11 protein-coding genes are annotated in these 16,041 nt (G+C 69.2%); 8 read left to right on the forward strand and 3 right to left on the reverse strand.

The features are described from left to right. Positions 1 to 36: 36 nt before the first annotated feature. The gene (locus tag DAT35_RS27805; protein ID WP_108070507.1) at positions 37 to 768 is read left to right on the forward strand and encodes a M50 family metallopeptidase; all 732 of its coding nucleotides are present in this window, start codon (positions 37 to 39) and stop codon (positions 766 to 768) included. 3 nt (positions 769 to 771) lie between these two features. Here the strand turns inward: DAT35_RS27805 and DAT35_RS27810 are convergent, their stop codons facing one another. After that, the gene (locus tag DAT35_RS27810) at positions 772 to 1,431 is read right to left on the reverse strand and encodes an MBL fold metallo-hydrolase (RefSeq protein ID WP_199243016.1); all 660 of its coding nucleotides are present in this window, start codon (positions 1,429 to 1,431) and stop codon (positions 772 to 774) included. Between the two features lie 141 nt (positions 1,432 to 1,572). On the opposite strand from DAT35_RS27810, the gene DAT35_RS27815 reads away from it, so the two are divergent. Continuing rightward, positions 1,573 to 2,235: a hypothetical protein gene (locus tag DAT35_RS27815; RefSeq protein ID WP_108070511.1), complete on the forward strand. Its 663-nt coding sequence runs from the start codon at positions 1,573 to 1,575 to the stop codon at positions 2,233 to 2,235. A 20-nt stretch (positions 2,236 to 2,255) separates the two neighbouring features. Here the strand turns inward: DAT35_RS27815 and DAT35_RS27820 are convergent, their stop codons facing one another. After that, complete coding sequence (locus DAT35_RS27820; RefSeq protein WP_369946103.1) at positions 2,256 to 3,008, reverse strand: immunity 52 family protein; 753 nt, start codon at positions 3,006 to 3,008, stop codon at positions 2,256 to 2,258. Beyond that, positions 3,005 to 4,105 (reverse strand): Tox-REase-5 domain-containing protein, encoded by a 1,101-nt coding sequence (locus tag DAT35_RS27825; RefSeq protein WP_233261752.1) that lies wholly within the window; start codon positions 4,103 to 4,105, stop codon positions 3,005 to 3,007. The genes DAT35_RS27820 and DAT35_RS27825 overlap by 4 nt, the downstream gene beginning before the upstream one ends. Before the next feature lie 515 nt (positions 4,106 to 4,620). Here DAT35_RS27825 and DAT35_RS27830 point away from each other — a divergent pair. The 6 genes from DAT35_RS27830 (at position 4,621) to rho (ending at position 16,041) form a co-directional block, all read left to right on the forward strand. Then, entirely contained in the window at positions 4,621 to 7,005 is a 2,385-nt protein-coding gene (locus tag DAT35_RS27830) for a DNA topoisomerase (ATP-hydrolyzing) subunit A (RefSeq protein ID WP_199243017.1), read from the forward strand. A gap of 12 nt (positions 7,006 to 7,017) precedes the next feature. After that, entirely contained in the window at positions 7,018 to 8,955 is a 1,938-nt protein-coding gene (locus tag DAT35_RS27835; protein ID WP_108070517.1) for a type IIA DNA topoisomerase subunit B, read from the forward strand. 93 nt (positions 8,956 to 9,048) lie between these two features. After that, positions 9,049 to 10,470: a PEGA domain-containing protein gene (locus DAT35_RS27840; protein ID WP_158501904.1), complete on the forward strand. Its 1,422-nt coding sequence runs from the start codon at positions 9,049 to 9,051 to the stop codon at positions 10,468 to 10,470. Between the two features lie 47 nt (positions 10,471 to 10,517). After that, positions 10,518 to 11,738 carry a PEGA domain-containing protein gene (locus DAT35_RS27845; protein WP_108070521.1) on the forward strand — a complete coding sequence of 407 codons (1,221 nt, stop codon included), beginning with the start codon at positions 10,518 to 10,520 and terminating at the stop codon, positions 11,736 to 11,738. A 48-nt stretch (positions 11,739 to 11,786) separates the two neighbouring features. Further along, positions 11,787 to 14,270, forward strand: coding sequence for a signal peptide peptidase SppA (gene sppA / locus DAT35_RS27850; protein WP_108070523.1), 2,484 nt, complete (start codon positions 11,787 to 11,789; stop codon positions 14,268 to 14,270). A gap of 256 nt (positions 14,271 to 14,526) precedes the next feature. Beyond that, positions 14,527 to 16,041, forward strand: a complete 1,515-nt coding sequence (rho, locus tag DAT35_RS27855; RefSeq protein WP_108070525.1) for a transcription termination factor Rho — start codon at positions 14,527 to 14,529, stop codon at positions 16,039 to 16,041.

Genomic DNA, 16,041 nt, shown 5'->3' on the forward strand with positions numbered 1-16,041 from the left:
GGAAGAAGTCGCGCACGAGCGTGTTGTGGGCCCCGCATGCAGACCTCGAGCGGTGCAAAGCTGGACTTTGGCCGGGTGGCCCTCCTCCTCGTGCTCCTGGGCGTGGGTTGGTTCTTCTGGGACTCGCCCGCCCTGTGGCCCCTGAAGTTGCTGGTGGTGATGATGCACGAGAGTGGTCACGCCCTCGCCACCCTGCTCGCCGGGGGCGCCGTGGACCGCATCACCCTGGCCGCCAACGAGTCCGGTGCCTGCCTGTCCCGCCTGCCCGCCAGCATGCTGGCCCAGGTGGCCGTCTACTCCGCCGGCTATGTGGGCAGTGCGCTCGCGGGCGCCTTCCTGCTGCTGGCCACCTTCCGCTTCCGGCTGCGCCGCCTGATGCTGTTCGCCTCCTGCGCGTGCCTCGCGGCCATGGGCGTCCTCTACGCGGGGGATGGCTTCACCCTGGCCTTCTGCCTGGGCACCGCGCTCGTGCTGGGGCTCGCGGCGAAGTACCTCCCGGATGGCGGCGTGGACATGCTCAACCTCTTCCTCGCCGCCTTCACCGCGCTCTACGTGGTCGTCGACCTGCGCTCGGACCTGTGGAACGGCGCCGCCCGCTCCGTCAGCGATGCCGCCCTGCTCGCCGACCTCACCCCCGTGCCCTCCTGGGCCTGGGCCGCGCTCTGGTCGTTCCTGTCGCTCACGCTGCTCGGCCTGTTCGCCCGCTGGTCCCTGCGCGCCGCGCGCCCGGAGGGCCTGGGCTCCTCGCTGCTCTCCAGCCGCCGTTAGGGCTCAGCGCCTCGGGCGCATCCGGTAGGCCACGAAGGAGGCCACGTCCGGAAAGCCGAAGTAGGGGTTGTGGTGGCGCACATCCCCCAGCTCCGCCACCGGCACGTCCGCGTAGTCATGCCCGGGGAAGAGCCGGGTGTCGTCCGGCACCTTCAGCAGCACCTGGGACAGGGAGTGGTACATCGCCTCCGGGTCTCCCCCGCGTAGGTCGCACCGTCCGCAGCCGTTGATGAAGACGGTGTCGCCCGACACCAGGGCGTCCTGCGCCAGCAGGCAGTGCGAGCCCGGCGTATGTCCCGGGGTGTGCAGCGCCTGGAAGCCCCGCCCCCCTACCGTGAGGGGATCGCCCGGCCCCAGGGGACGCAGCGCTCCCGGGGCCAGCCCGCGCAGCTCCGCCGAGAAGTCCACCTCGGCGCGCTGGGCATACACCGGCACGTCATGGCGCGAGAGCAGCTCCGGCAGCCCGTTGGTGTGGTCGCCATGGCAGTGCGAGACGAAGGCCCCCACCAGGCGCTTGCCGTCCGCCACGAGCGCCTTCTCGATGGCGGGGACGTCCCACGCCGGGTCCACCACGAGGACTTCGTCCGAGTCCTTCGGGCCCACCAGGTACACGAAGTTGTCCATCGGCCCGAGCTTCAACTGGCGCACGTACAGAGATTCCATCGGCATCCTCCAGGCGGACCTCCGCCCCACGGCGTCCGGCCCCACTCTACGCGCTGGGAGGGAACGTGGAACCGAGCTTGAGGCGGAACACCGCTTCGCATTTGAATGTGGCCCCTTTTTCCCACCGAGGAGGCCCCCCCCTTGAGGACACCGCTCATCCCCCTGGCCCTCACCCTGCTCGCCACGAGCGCCATGGCCAAGGACCGGGCCAGCTTCCGCTACACCCCTCCCATGGACGAGGAGCGCCCCGTGGTGGTGGACGCGACGGTAGGCCCCCAGGGCAGCGACTTCGCCCTGCGGCTGCGCTTCCAGAAGCCGCCCTTCGGACAGGACTGTGGCAGCCGCTGCGCCAATGCCACCCTGCTGCTCGACACGGATGCCAGCCTCCAGTCCGGCATGAAGCTCCCCGACAAGGCCGCCGAGAACGGCGCGGACCTGGCCATCATCGTCCAGGGCACGAGGGACCTCTCCGGTTCGACCTCGGACCACTTCGTGCGCGTGAAGGTGCGGCGGCTCACGAACGAGGCCCGCACCGTGGATGAGGGTGAGCTGATCACCGAGCTCGACAGCCGGAAAGATCCCGAGCGCATCCACATCGAGGGCAACACCGTCTTCCTGCTCATCGACGGGAGCAACGACCTGCCCTCGGGGCGCAAGGTGCGCGTGGTCTACCACCCGCCCGGCAGCAAGGCGATCCAGGCCACCGTCCCCGGCATCCTCAGCGGGAGCGCGAACAGCAAGGTGATGCTCTTCCGCCGGGGCTCGTGGGGGAAGGCGCAGCGCGTCGGCAGCGAGAACAAGTAGGCGCGCGAGGAGGACCGCGCTCAGAGAGAGGGAAGCGGGGGACCCAGCAACCCGGCGCGGTCGAGCAGTCCGCGGACACGCTCGGCCAGGGCGACGTGCTCGGGGTTGCGCGCGGTGAAACGCTCGGGGGTGAGGACGAGGAGCGTTCCCTGGTTCTCGACCCGCTCCATGCGCACGGGCGCGGGCAGCGGCGGCACCCGGCCCACCGCGTCCGAGTAGTAGGTCACCCAGCCCCACAGTCTCGCCGGCCGAGGCCTCGGTATGAACTCATCCCTGTGCGCGTGAGACGTGGCGATCGCCCATTCCGGCTCCCAGGCCACCGCCATGGCACGCACCAGACCGGAGAGCACGGTTGCCGTCAGCACCCGCTGCGAGCTCGGGCTTTCTTTGCCGTCCAGCCCTGGACTTGGCAGATTGAACACGCACGCATTGGTGACGAACTCCGAGTAGATCCCCACACTGAAAAGGAAGGAACTGGCCTCGTCGTCATCCGCGCCGTTCCAACCGCTGATGCGAAAGCCAAGATCTTCAAACATCCGGTCCTTCCCGCGCCGGAACATCTTCGTCAACGTGGCTCGGTCCGTTTCGATGGGATGCTGAAGTGCCTCTCTACGAGACCGCCCCTGCTTGAGCCAATGGGCAAAATCCGGCGCAACCGTGCGCAGCGCGGAGAACATTGACTCCGCGCGACGGCCACATTCCTCTGGAGACTCCTTTCGAGCGCCCCAGTAGGCCCCCGCGTAGTAGGTCTCGATCACGTCATCCTCCGTCACGGAAGCGCCGGGGTGTGAATCACCTCAATCCCATGTAGACCGGCGTCATCCAACATCTTTCGGATGGCATCTGCGGCCCTGGCTTCCGCGACGTGCCAGCGGATGGGCGCGCCACGAGCGGCTCGGAACTGCCGTTGAGCCTGATCGACTATGTTGCGCGCCCCCCTTGTGAACCACGGCTTGGGTTCAAGCCTATCGGTGAACTTGTTCGCGTAGCCGGGCCCCTTGGCCTCCAACATCAGCCGGAAGCGCTCGAGGTATTCCGGCGAGTGCAGGACGAGCTCCGCTACGCCCCGAGGCATCCGCGAGAGTGCCGCGAGCGAATCCGCCGGGTGGAACACCAGCCCGCCCAACGCCAGCACGGTGTCGCGGAAAACGTCCTCCGCGCCATCCAGCGAGCGGTTGATGACATCCCCATCGTCGTACACCTCGGCCAGGGGAGGACGGCTCCGCACGCGCTCGAGGCGCTCATCCACCGGGAAGAAGGCCCCACTGCGACCGTCGTAGAAGACGCCCACCTCGAAGGGCCCAGCGCGCAGAGCGCCGTCCTTCAGCGCGACCGCTCCCACGCGCTGCTGGGTCCTGCCGCTCAGCGCCCAGGCCACGTAGCCGTCGGGGCGCAGCACCGCCAGCCCCTCGAAACGCGCCACACGTGCGAGGAGGGCCGGGCGCGGCAATTCCTCCTCGCCCTCCATGACCTCACGCAGCAGGGTCGAGGCCACCAGACGTGGGCCAAATCTGGCCAGGGTCACAGGCCTGCCGAGCAGTTCCTCGTACAGTTCCGCCGCGTCCTCGGGCGTGAAGTCCGCCGTGCGAGAGAGAAGCTGTCTGGAGTCCTCCAGCCCGGCCCGACGCAGGAGTGCCTCGAAGCCGTCCAGTTCCACCAGCCGGCCCTGCACCAGGTAGGGGGGCATCGAAGCAGGGCCGCCTCCACCCACATCGCGGGACGCATCCCTGCCATCCAGCGATGACCCTGAAAACGGCCGCCCCGTCGCACAGCCCGCGAGCGACAGCAGGGCCACCAGGACCCACAGGAGTCTCGTGCGGTCACTCCACCTGCTCCAACGGGGCGCCAGGACAGCGGGATGCATGGACATGGGATGCCTCCTCGGCAGGAGGGCTGAAGGCCCATCCCCACGCTATGTCGCCCGCCTGACGTCCCTTCGACCGAGCAGACCGCCCAGGTCGTGTCAGACCCCTGAGGCAGTATCCGCCAATGGCCCTCGACTCGGGTCCACGCCGTCCCCCCATGTCCTCCCCGCCCCATCCTCCAGGGCAAGCAGGGCCTTCTCCGCCGCTCGCCCGCCTACCCTCTGAGTAGGCACTCCCCCCTGTACACCGCGCCCACCACCCGTCCCGTTTCCAACCCAGGCAGGCAAGCGCGGCCACCCCACCCTCGGCACCTCCTTCGACTGGATTTCGTGGATCAAAACACTGAACATGCGTATAGCAACCCCACCCCCGAGGCGTTGCAACCCCTCGAATTTGTTCCCTTTGACGGATGGCCGTGGTAGTCCCGCCGGTTCATCACTAGCTGGCCCGGGCACGGAGTGCGCGAGCCGCGCCCCGCGTTCCACTGGGATACGGACGGTCCTGACCTGAACACATGAGCATGCTCGCACAAGCGGAAAACAAGACTCGCAAGAAGCACGGAGCCTCGGGTGGCGGCGGTGATGGCTCCGCCGCGGCCGCTGGTGGCGGTGGCGGTGGTGCCACTCCCGCTCCGCTCGCCGACGAGGCCCGCCGGCGCTACCTCAACTACGCCCTGTCGGTCATCACCTCGCGTGCCCTGCCCGACGTGCGTGACGGCCTCAAGCCCGTGCAGCGCCGCATCCTGTACGGCATGTGGAACGACCTGAACCTCACCCACGACGCCAAGTACAAGAAGTGCGCCCAGGTCGTCGGCGCCATCATGGGCCCCTACCACCCGCACGGCGACACCGCCATCTACGACGCCCTCGTGCGCATGGCGCAGGACTTCTCCCTGCGCTACCCCCTCGTGGACGGTCACGGCAACTTCGGCTCGCTCGATGGCGACGCCGCCGCCGCCTACCGCTACACCGAGTGCCGCCTGGAGAAGCTCGCCGACGAGCTCCTCAACGAGCTGGGCCAGAAGACGGTCGACTTCCGGCCCAACTACGACGGCACCCGGCAGGAACCCATCGTCCTGCCCTCGCGCGTTCCCCACCTGCTGATGAACGGCACCACGGGCATCGCCGTGGGCATGGCCACCAACATCCCGCCCCACCATCTGGGCGAGCTGATCGACGCGCTCGTCGCGCTCGTGGATGACGCCAACCTCACCACCAAGCAGCTGCTCAAGTGGGTCAAGGGCCCGGACTTCCCCACCGGCGGTGAGATCCTCAACTCCCAGAAGGAGCTGCAGGAGATCTACGAGACCGGCCAGGGCAGCGTGCGCCTGCGCGGCGAGTACGAGCTCGAGGACCTCAAGCGCGGCGGCCAGCAGATCGTCATCACCTCCATCCCCTACGCGGTCAACAAGTCCACGCTGGTGGCCAAGATTGGAGAAATCGTCCGCGAGCGGAAGCTGCCGCTCGTGGTCGACGTGCGCGACGAGTCCACCAAGGACGTGCGCATCGTGATGGAGCTCAAGAAGGAGGCCAGCCCCGAGCTGGTGATGGCGTACATCTACAAGAACACGCCCCTCCAGACGAACTTCAACGTCAACCTCACCTGCCTGGTGCCCAACCCGGAGAACCCCGAGGTCGGCACCCCCAAGCGCCTGGGCCTCAAGGAGATCCTCCAGTACTTCCTGGAGTTCCGCCTGGAGGTCATCAAGCGGCGCATCCAGTACCAGCTCGACGAGCTCAAGAAGCGCGTCCACATCCTCGAGGGCTTCGAGAAGGTCTACGACGCCCTGGACGAGATGATCCGCATCATCCGCGCCTCCGAGGGCAAGCAGGACGCCGCCAAGAAGCTCATCGCGCGCTTCAAGCTGGATGAGCTCCAGGTGGACGCCATCCTGGAGATGAAGCTCTACAAGCTGGCCCGCCTGGAGATCCTGGTGGTCCAGAACGAGCTCAAGGAGAAGCGCAAGCAGATCAAGGACCTGGAGGCGCTGCTCAAGAGCAACACGCGTCTGTGGGGCACCGTGAAGGACGAGCTGGCCGAGGTGAAGGCCGCCTACGGCATGCAGAAGCGCCGCACCAAGGTGAGCCGCGGCGGCGCCGAGGAGATGACCTTCGACGCCGAGGCCCTCATCGCCGACGAGGACGCCCACGTCGTCATCACCCGCGACGGGTGGATCAAGCGCGTGCGCGAGGTGAAGGATCCCTCCTCCACCCGCCTGCGCGAGGGCGATGCCGTGATGACGGTGCTCGCCGGCAGCCTCAAGGCGAACCTCGTCCTCTTCAGCAACTTCGGCACCGCCTACGTCACCCGCTTCAACGACGTGCCCGCCTCCACGGGCTACGGCGACCCGGTGCAGAAGCTGTTCAAGTTCGACGACGGCGAGCGCATCGTGGCCGCCCTGTCGCTCGACACCCGCCTGTGGCGCCCGGAGAAGCTGCTGGGTGTCACGAAGCAGGGCCTGGGCATGCGCTTCCCGCTCGCCCCGCACCTGGAGATCTCCACCCGCGCCGGCCGCCGCTACGCCAAGACGGGCGAGGGCGATGAGATCGTCGGCGTGCAGCCGGTGGAGGACAAGGACCTGGTGGGCGTGCTCACCGAGCACACCAACGCGCTGGTGTGCAAGGTGGCGGAGATCAACGAGCTGGCCGGCCCGGGCAAGGGCGTCACCGTCATCAAGGTGGACGACGGCGACCGGGTGGTGGAGTTCGTGGTCGCGCCCCACGGCAACAAGGAGGCGGGGATCACCTTCGAGACGCAGAAGGGCCGCAAGCTCACCCTGCACGCGGGCCGTTACGAGGTGACGGGCCGCGGCGGCAAGGGCCACGAGATGTCGCGCAAGGACGCGGTGAAGGAGGTGGCGCGCGCGCCTCTCTACATCCCGCTGCCGGAGCAGAAGAAGGAGTAGCCGGAGACTGTCATGGCGACGACCAAGAAGACGACCTATACGGGCGCGGACATCCAGGTCCTCGAGGGCCTGGAGCCGGTCCGCAAGCGCCCCGCGATGTACATCGGCGGCACCGACAGCACGGGCTACCACCACCTGCTGTGGGAGATCCTCGACAACTCGGTGGACGAGGTCATCAACGGCTACGCGTCCACCGTGGAAGTCGTGCTCCACAAGGACGGCCGCACCGTGACGGTGGTGGACGATGGGCGAGGCATCCCCATCGACATCATGCCCAAGTACAAGAAGCCGGCGGTGGAGATCATCCTCACCACGCTGCACGCGGGCGGTAAGTTCGAGCAGGGCAACTACGTCCACTCGGGCGGTCTGCACGGCGTGGGCAGCTCCGTGGTGAACGCGCTCGCGCGCAAGCTCGTCGTGGAGATCAAGCGCGACGGCAAGCGCCACGTGCAGACGTACAGCAAGGGCAGGCCCACCAGTCAGCTCAAGGTGGAAGGCCCCGCGCGCGGCACCGGCACGTCCACGACGTTCGAGCCGGATCCGGAGATCTTCGGCGAAAAGCTCAAGTTCGACGCCAAGCTCATCCGCGAGCGGCTCGAGGCCAAGAGCTACCTCCACAAGGGCATGACCGTCATCTGGAAGGACGAGACGGCCACCCCGCCCGTGAAGGAGGAGTTCAAGCACGACGGCGGCATCGCCGAGTACCTCACCATGGTGGTGGGCGAGCGCGGCAAGCCGGTGGTGCCCTCGGGCAGCACGGCCATCTTCTACCACTCGCGTGACAACGGGGTGCGCCTGGAGGCCGCGCTGGTGTGGACGGAGGCCACGGACGAGCACATCCGCTCGTACGTCAACGGCATCCCCACGCCGCTGGGCGGCACGCACGAGGCCGGCCTGCGCAGCGCGGTGGTGAAGGCGGTGCGCAACTACATCGAGACGCACGACCTCACCTTCAAGGGCGTCACGCTCACCGCGGAGGACATCCGCGAGGGCATGACGGTCATCCTCTCCACGTACGTGGTGGAGCCGCAGTTCCAGGGCCAGACGAAGGGGCGCCTCAACAACCCCGAGACGACGGCCCAGGTGGACGGCGTCATCCGCCCCGCGCTGGAGAAGTGGCTCAACGACAACAAGTCCATCGCCGAGGCGGTGGTGGCTCGCATCGTCCTGGCCGCCCGCGCCCGCGAGGCCAGCCGCGCCGCCTCCCAGGCCATCAGCCGCAAGACGGCCGTCAGCCACCGGCTCAACCTGCCGGGCAAGCTGGCGGACTGCTCCTCCACCGACCCGCTCACGAGCGAGCTCTTCCTCGTCGAAGGTGACTCCGCAGGTGGCAGCGCCAAGCAGGGCCGAGACCGGCGCACCCAGGCCGTGCTCCCGCTGCGCGGCAAGGTGCTCAACGCCGAGCAGGCCTCCACCGACAAGGTGGTGGGCAACAAGGAGCTCACGGACATCGTCAGCGCCCTGGGCTGCGGCATCGGCAGCGACTTCGACATCAGCAAGCTGCGCTACGGCCGCGTCTTCCTGATGATGGACGCCGACAGCGACGGCAACCACATCGCCACGCTGCTGCTCACCTTCTTCTACCGGCACCTGCGCCCGCTCATCGAGCAGGGGCACGTCTACCTCGCCCAGCCTCCCCTCTTCCGGGTGGACATCGGCAAGGAGACGTACTGGGCGCTCGACGAGGCCCACCGCGATCGCATCATCCGCGAGAAGACCAAGGGCAACGCCAAGCCCAGCGTCATGCGCTTCAAGGGTCTGGGTGAGATGACGCCGGACGAGCTGAAGGAGACCACGCTCGATCCCAATCAGCGCCAGAGCCTGCAGGTGACCATCGACAACCCGCTCCTCACCGACCAGGTCATCAACGACCTGATGGGCCGGGATGTCAGCGCGCGCTTCAAGTTCATCATGGAGAGCGCGGACGAGGTCGAGGACCTCGACGTGTAGGACTCCGCCGGGGGCGGGCTCCGGGCCCTTCCGGAACCGCCCCCTTGGCGTGGCATGGTGCCCGGCCCCCCGGCTCGGCTAGCATCGTGCCCCGTGAGCCTGAAGACCCCCCTCGCCCTCTCGCTCGCGCTCCTGCTGGGTACGGCCTCCGGTGTCAGCGAGGCCGCGTCCCGCCGTGGCGCGTCCACTTCCTCGGTCCGCAAGTCCAAGAAGAAGGCGCAGCCGCAGGCCGGGCAGGATGAGTCCGCTTCGGAGCCCACACCCGCCCCGGCCGACCAGGAGCCAGCGCGCGCCGCGGATGCTCCCGTTCAGGCCCACAAGCCCGCTCCCGTACAGCCCACGGCGGCCTCCACGCCGCCTCCTCCCGCCTGGGCGGGCCGCGTCGCGGTGCTGGCCGTTCCCATGGACGGCAGCGCCTCCGAGTCCGCCTCCCGCCTGGAGACGGGGCTGCGCGGGGAGCTCGGCGCCTGGACGGACCTCCAGTGGGTGGACATGGCCGCCGTCTTCCCCCCTCCGCCGCCTGCCTCCCTCGCGCAGGGAGATGCCCTCTTCGAGGAGGGCAAGGGCCTCTACGACAACCTCGACCCGGAGGCCGCGTCGAAGAAGTTCAGCGAGGCGGCGGCCTTCTACCAGCGCCACCCCGTGGACACGAAGCCGGAGCGGCTGGCCCGCGTCTTCATCTTCCTGGGCGCCTCGCGGCTGCTCAACGGGGACTCCGCCGGAGCCCAGGAGGCCTTCACCCACGCGCTCCTCTCGGCGCCCACCCTCCAACCCGAGTCCGAGCTCTTCGGGCAGGAGGTGCTCGACACCTTCAACGCCGCGAAAGCGGCCCTGTCCCGCCAGCCCCGGGGCACGCTCGCCGTCGACTCCCTCCCCGCTGGCGCGCAGGTGCTGCTGCACGGACAGAGCCTGGGCACCACGCCGCTGAAGGACGTGGAGCTCGCGCCCGGCCCGCATCAGGTGGTGCTCACCCTCCCCGGCTACAAGCCCCTGGGGACCTTCCAGGAGGTGGAGCCCTCCCAGCGCGACGAGCTGCGCCCCACGCTGGAGCCCCTCCCCGAGCTGGCCTCGGTGCGGGCCCTGGCCGCCGAGGTGTCCACCTCGAAGGCGCTCGACTCCGACCCGCTCCCTCCCGGGGTGGCCCGAATCGCCGAGAAGCTCGGCGCGCGCTATGTGGTGCTCGCGCGGGTGGCGCAGGAGCGCCAGGGCCGTGCCGAGGTCTCACTCTACGCCTGGGACGTGCAGCTCAAGAACCGCCTGCGCGGGGTGAAGGTGAACCCCGCGGATGCCCGCGAGCGCCAGGAGGCCGTGCGCCAGGTGCACGACTTCCTCACCGGGAAGCTGGCGCCCGACTCCTCCCTGCCCATCGCGCTGCCCGCGGTGGTGAAGAAGCCCTGGTTCTGGGCAGCCGTGGGCGGCGTGGCCGTGGCCACCACCGCGAGTATCCTGCTCGCGACCCAGCCCCAGAAACCGCCGCTGGGCATCCGCCTGGGGAACCCCGGCGCCGGTTGGTAGCGCTCCTCGCGGCCCACCCCCGGGCTCGCGCACTCGAGGTCCAACGAATGAAAGCCCTAGCGATCCTCCTGCTCCCCACCCTCGCGCTGGCGGCCCCGCCCTCCGGGCCCCGGCGCATTGGCGCCGTCATCGTCCCCATGGATCCCACGGCCGAGGCGAGCGGGCCCAAGCTGGAGAGCTACATGAGCGAGGCCCTGGGCCAGTTCCAGGACTTCACCGTGCGCAAGTCCGAGGACTTCTTTGGCCTGCCCGCCGACGACGAGGCCCTGGTCGCGCTCAAGCGGGGCCAGCAGGGCTATCAGGAGAGCCTCGCCGCCTTCGACAAGAAGGAGTACGAGGACGCCGAGCGCAAGGTCCGCGCCACCCTCAAGGAGTTGCAGAAGGCCGCCGCCGCGATGACGGCCTCCTGTAACCCGCTGTGTGACGCCACCGCGCTCTACGCCGCGGTGATGCACCAGCGCGGCGACGCGGAGGAGGCGAAGCTGGCGCTGCTGGACCTGATGGCGCTCAACCCCACCTACGAGATGGACACCAAGCGCTACAGCCGAGACTTCATCTCGCTCCGGGTGCAGGTGGCCACGGGCGTCAACGCGGCGCTGCGCGGCGGGACGACGGTGAAGTCCCGCCCTGCCGGTGCGCGTGTCTTCATCGACAACGAGTTCAAGGGGTACACCCCGGTGACGGTGTCCACACTGCCCGTGGGCAAGCACCTGCTGCGCCTGGAGCGCCCCGGCTTCCGCATCTACGGACAGGTGCTCGAGGTGAGCCCGGACGAGAGCGAGGCGAGCACCGCGTTGCAGCCCACGGACGACTACAAGGCCTTTGACGCCCGGCTGGACAACGTGGCCACCGAGGTGATGCGCGCGACCTCTCCCAACAACCCGGCGGTGGCCGCCCTGGGCAAGGCGCTCGGGCTGGAACGGGGCCTGGTGGGCACGGTGCGTGACATTCCGGACAACAGCACCACCGAGCTGGTGCTGGGCCTGTATGACATGGGCACCGGCAAGCGGCTCGGCGTCAAGCGCGTGGTGCTCCAGGGCGACGAGTTCGGCCAGCTCAAGTCGGAGGTGAACCGGCTGGTCAATCACCTGCTGAACAATGCCGACGGCGGCGCGGAGAAGCGGGTGAAGTCGTCGGATCCACTGGAGAACGCCCACGGCATGGACGAGTGGAATGGCGAGGACAAAGGCGGCAAGCGGCGCACCCAGGAGAAGAAGGCCAAGAAGGGGGATCCGCTGGAGGGAGTGAACGGTACCGAAGATTGGTGAACCGCGGCGCTTGTGCGCGGGAATGCGGTGCCTAGAGTCCGAGGGCCTATGCGTGCCCTCCCCTTCCTGCTGCTGCTTCCCGGCCTCGCGCTCGCCCAGACGGGGCTCATCGTCCAGCCCGCGGTGCCTCCTCGGGGGGTGACGCTGCCCCCCACCTCCGCCGCGCTGGTGGACGAGGCCACCGCCCTCTCCGTCAACCCCGCGGGCCTGCGCTTCATCGGGCCCGGCCAGCTCTTCTACCTGCACGAGCGGGACCTGGCGCGGGACCAGTTGGGCGACGGACTCTTCCTGGGCACGTCGCTGTTCGGCGGCCTGGGCGTCGGCTTCAGCCTCGAGTGGATGCGCGGGCACGGGCTGCCGGACTACCGGAAGACGTCTTTCGGACTGGCGCTCGGCTCGGGGAAGCTGTCGCTGGGCGCGGGCTACCACAACATCTCCTCGCGCGATGGCTCGCTCGACAGACTCTACGGCTGGGACCTGGGCCTCACCGTGAGGCCCGCGCGCTACCTCTCCGTGGGCGCGGTGGTGAAGGACGTGAACGCGCCCAGTGAGGGGCCCTACACGATGCCCCGCAGCTACAACCTGGCCGTGGGCGTGCGCCCCTTTGGCGAGCGCCTGACGCTGGGCGCGGACTACCTCGCCTCGGAGGGGAACTGGGGCGACGGCCGCCTCTCCTACACGCTGCAGGGCACCGTCATCTCCGGCGTGCGCCTGGGCGCCGGCCTCTCGCATGGCCTCGGCACGGACAACGCCCTGGCGCTGCAGTTCTCCCTCACGCTGGACTCGTCGAACTTCGGCCTCACCTACGCGGGAGGCGGTGCCGAGAGCGGCGGGCTGGACCACGTGGTGGCGGTGCGCGTCTCCAGCCAGAGGTACCCGAACCTGCAGCTCGGCGGCGGCTCGGTGGCGCTGGTGGACCTGGATGACCAGTTGGTGGAGCGCGGGGGCCTCGGGCTGCCGCTGATTGGTGGCTCCGGAGAGGACCCCTTCATCCGGTTGATGCGGTGGATGGACGAGGCCACGAAGGATCCGCGCCTCAAGGGCGTGCTGCTGAAGGTGTCGGGCCTGCCAGGCGTGGACTGGGCCAAGGCGGACGAGCTGCGCCAGGCGGTGCTGCGGATGCGCGCGGCCGGCAAGCGGGTGATGGCGGTGCTCTACAGCGTGGATGACCGGGCCTACTTCGTGGGCTCGGCCGCGGACGAGGTGTATGCGCTGCCCGCCTCCTCGCTGCTCGTCAACGGCCTGGCCGCCAGCATCCTCTACCTGGGTGGGACGATGGAGAAGCTGGGCGTCACCTGGGACGTGGCGCGCGTGGGCGACTACAAGACGGCCCCCGAGCAGTTCACCCGAAAGGATCTGAGCCCCGCAGAGCGGGAGACGGTCGAGGCCTACCTGGACGCGCAGACGGCCCACGACGTGGAGGCGGTGACGACGGCGCGCCACATCACCCCCGAGCGCCTGCGGGAGGCGTGGACCGCGGGCATCCTCACCGCCGTCCGGGCCAAGGAGCTGGGCCTGGTGGACGGGGTGCTGCTCCCCGAGGAGCTGGACTCCAAGCTCAAGACGCTCGTGCCCGGAGCCCACTACAACCCCTACTACGCGCCGCACGACGAGAGGGATCCACGCTGGAGCGGGCGCCGGCGCATCGCCGTGGTGCCGGTGCTGGGCACCATCGCCGGGGGCAAGAGCCGCAAGACTCCGCTGGCGGGCGAGGCCATCGCCGGCGCCGAGACGGTGGCGCTCGCCCTGGAGCGGGCCCAGAGGGACCCTTCCGTGGTGGCCATCGTGCTGCGGGTGGACTCGGGCGGTGGCGACGTGCTGGCCTCGGAGCTGATGTACCGCGCCGTGCTGGAGGCGAAGAAGTACAAGCCCGTCATCGCCTCCATGGGGGACGTGGCGGCCTCGGGCGGCTACTACACCGCCATGGGCGCGGATGAGATCTGGGCCTCGCCCACCACCCTGACGGGCAGCATCGGCGTCTTCTTCGTCAAGCCCGCGCTGCGCGGCCTGCTGGGCGACAAGCTGGGGGCGAACGAGGAGATCATCAGCCGCGCCCCGATGGCCACCCTCCTCAACTCGTGGAATCCCTGGACGGAGGCGGAGCAGAAGGCGGTGCAGGCCTGGGTGAACTCGGCCTACGACGACTTCATCACCCAGGTGTCCGTGTCGCGGAAGCTGGACAAGACGAAGGTGGACTCCGTGGCGCGCGGGCGGGTGTGGACGGGCGCGGCGGCGAAGGAGCGCGGGCTGGTGGACCAGATGGGCGGACTGATGGACGCCATCACCTCGGCGCGCAAGCGGGCGGGAGTGCCTTCCCAGGAAGAGCTGGAGCTGAAGGTCCTCGGCGAGCCGGGCGGGCTGTTCTCCTCCCTGGGCGGAGAGCCGGGAGTGGACTCCGTGCTGCGCCCCGCCGAGACGCCCGCCCTTCCCCCGGGAGTCCAGGCGCTCGTGCGCGACTCGGGCCTGGATACCCCCTGGCTGCTGGAGCCGGGCCTGAAGGCCGTCCAGCCCTTCACCCTGACCGTCCGCTGACGTCACGGAGAGGACACCCGGGAGCGAAATTCTCCAGTCGTCCGGCGTGTCCTCTGTTAGTGTTGCCAAGCGCTTTCCGGTCGGCCTCGATGCCGCCGGGACGCTCCAGGAGCCGGCGGTTCGGTCGGCGGGTGGCTCGTGCCAGACGCGGGCCTTCTCGAAGACCCCGCGCCGGGCTCCTGTCCCACAGACCGCAGAACCTCGTGCGCCTTCCGCCGGGGAATCCCTCCCAGGGACGCGCCGAATCCCGTAGACCATGAGCGAAACCGATAACCGAGATCCCCGAGACCTTCCGCCCCCCATCGCCGCCGGAGCGGAGGCGCCGCAGGACGTGGATGAAGGCGATGACGAGGGCGACGAGGGCCCCGACGAGGGCGAGGGCTCGGCCCACGCGCCGGGACAGTCCGCGGGTGGCCCGCCCGGCCAGGGTGGAGGCCGCCGCCGCCGCCGCCGCCGCCGTCGCAGGGGTGCACAGGTGCACTTCACTCCGGACGGACAGGCCTACCGCCTGGTGCCCGGCCCGGATGGCCAGCAGCAGCAGGTCTTTCTCACGCCCCAGGAACTGCAGCAGCACCAGCAGCGGATGGCCCAGCAGCAGCAACAGCAGCAGGGCGGCGGTCATCCGGGCGGCCAGCAGCAGCAGCCGAGGGCTCCTCAGCCGGCCCCCCAGCCCTCGCTGGCACCGGTGGAGGGCGTGCTCGACACCGAGGCGAAGGGCCCCAACGCCTTCCTGCGGCAGCTCAAGCGCAACCTGCTGCCCGCGCCGGACGACGCGGAGATTCCGAAGAACCTGGTGCAGAAGCTGCGGCTGCGCTCGGGCCAGTACCTCAACGCGTACGCGCAGATGAAGGGCTCCAAGGGCATCATCCAGCGCGTGGAGCAGGCGGATGGCCGCCCGCTGGAGCAGATGAGCCGCCTGCCGCACTTCGCGGACCTGACGTCGGTGGATCCGGTGGAGCGCATCAAGCTGGAGAACGGCCACCGCGAGATGGTGACGCGGGTGCTGGATCTGATCTCCCCCATCGGCAAGGGCCAGCGCGCACTCATCGTAGCGCCGCCGAAGACGGGCAAGACCATCATGCTGCAGCGCATTGCCCAGGCAGTGGTGGCCAACCACCCGGAGATCCACCTCATGGTGCTGCTCATCGACGAGCGCCCCGAGGAAGTGACGGACATGCGCCGCAGCATCAAGGCCGAGGTGCTGGCCTCGAGCTCGGACCGGCCCACGGGAGACCACCTGAAGGTGGCGGAGCTGGCGCTGGAGCGGGCGCGGCGGCTGGTGGAGAGCGGCAAGGACGTGATGATCCTCCTGGACTCCATCACGCGGCTGGCGCGCGCCTACAACAAGGAAGTGGACAACTCGGGGCGGACGCTGTCGGGCGGTATGGACAGCCGGGCGCTGGAGCGGCCCAAGCGCATCTTCGGCGCGGCGCGAGCCACCGAGGAGGCGGGCAGCCTGACCATCGTGGGCACGGCGCTCATCGACACGGGCAGCCGCATGGACGAGGTCATCTTCGAGGAGTTCAAGGGTACGGGTAACTCCGAGGTGACGCTGGACCGGTTGCTGGCGGAGAAGCGGGTGTTCCCGGCCATCAACATCGGCCAGTCGGGCACGCGCAAGGAGGAGAAGCTCTTCACCCACAAGGAGTACGAGAAGGTGAAGAAGATGCGCCAGATGCTCTTCGCGGTGAAGCCGGTGGAGGCGATGGAGGCGCTCGTGAAGCGGCTGAGCCGCTACACCTACAACGACGAGTTCCTCGACGAGCTGTGA

The organism is Vitiosangium sp. GDMCC 1.1324, assembly GCF_003044305.1.
Taxonomy (GTDB): domain Bacteria; phylum Myxococcota; class Myxococcia; order Myxococcales; family Myxococcaceae; genus Archangium.

Bases quoted from the DNA above. Each gene is read 5' to 3' on its own strand.
- DAT35_RS27805 (WP_108070507.1), top strand. From the start codon at position 37: ATGCAGACCTCGAGCGGTGCAAAGCTGGACTTTGGCCGGGTGGCCCTC.
- DAT35_RS27810 (WP_199243016.1), bottom strand. From the start codon at position 1,431: ATGGAATCTCTGTACGTGCGCCAGTTGAAGCTCGGGCCGATGGACAAC.
- DAT35_RS27825 (WP_233261752.1), bottom strand. From the start codon at position 4,105: ATGTCCATGCATCCCGCTGTCCTGGCGCCCCGTTGGAGCAGGTGGAGT.
- DAT35_RS27830 (WP_199243017.1), top strand. From the start codon at position 4,621: ATGCTCGCACAAGCGGAAAACAAGACTCGCAAGAAGCACGGAGCCTCG.
- DAT35_RS27835 (WP_108070517.1), top strand. From the start codon at position 7,018: ATGGCGACGACCAAGAAGACGACCTATACGGGCGCGGACATCCAGGTC.
- DAT35_RS27845 (WP_108070521.1), top strand. From the start codon at position 10,518: ATGAAAGCCCTAGCGATCCTCCTGCTCCCCACCCTCGCGCTGGCGGCC.
- sppA (WP_108070523.1), top strand. From the start codon at position 11,787: ATGCGTGCCCTCCCCTTCCTGCTGCTGCTTCCCGGCCTCGCGCTCGCC.
- rho (WP_108070525.1), top strand. From the start codon at position 14,527: ATGAGCGAAACCGATAACCGAGATCCCCGAGACCTTCCGCCCCCCATC.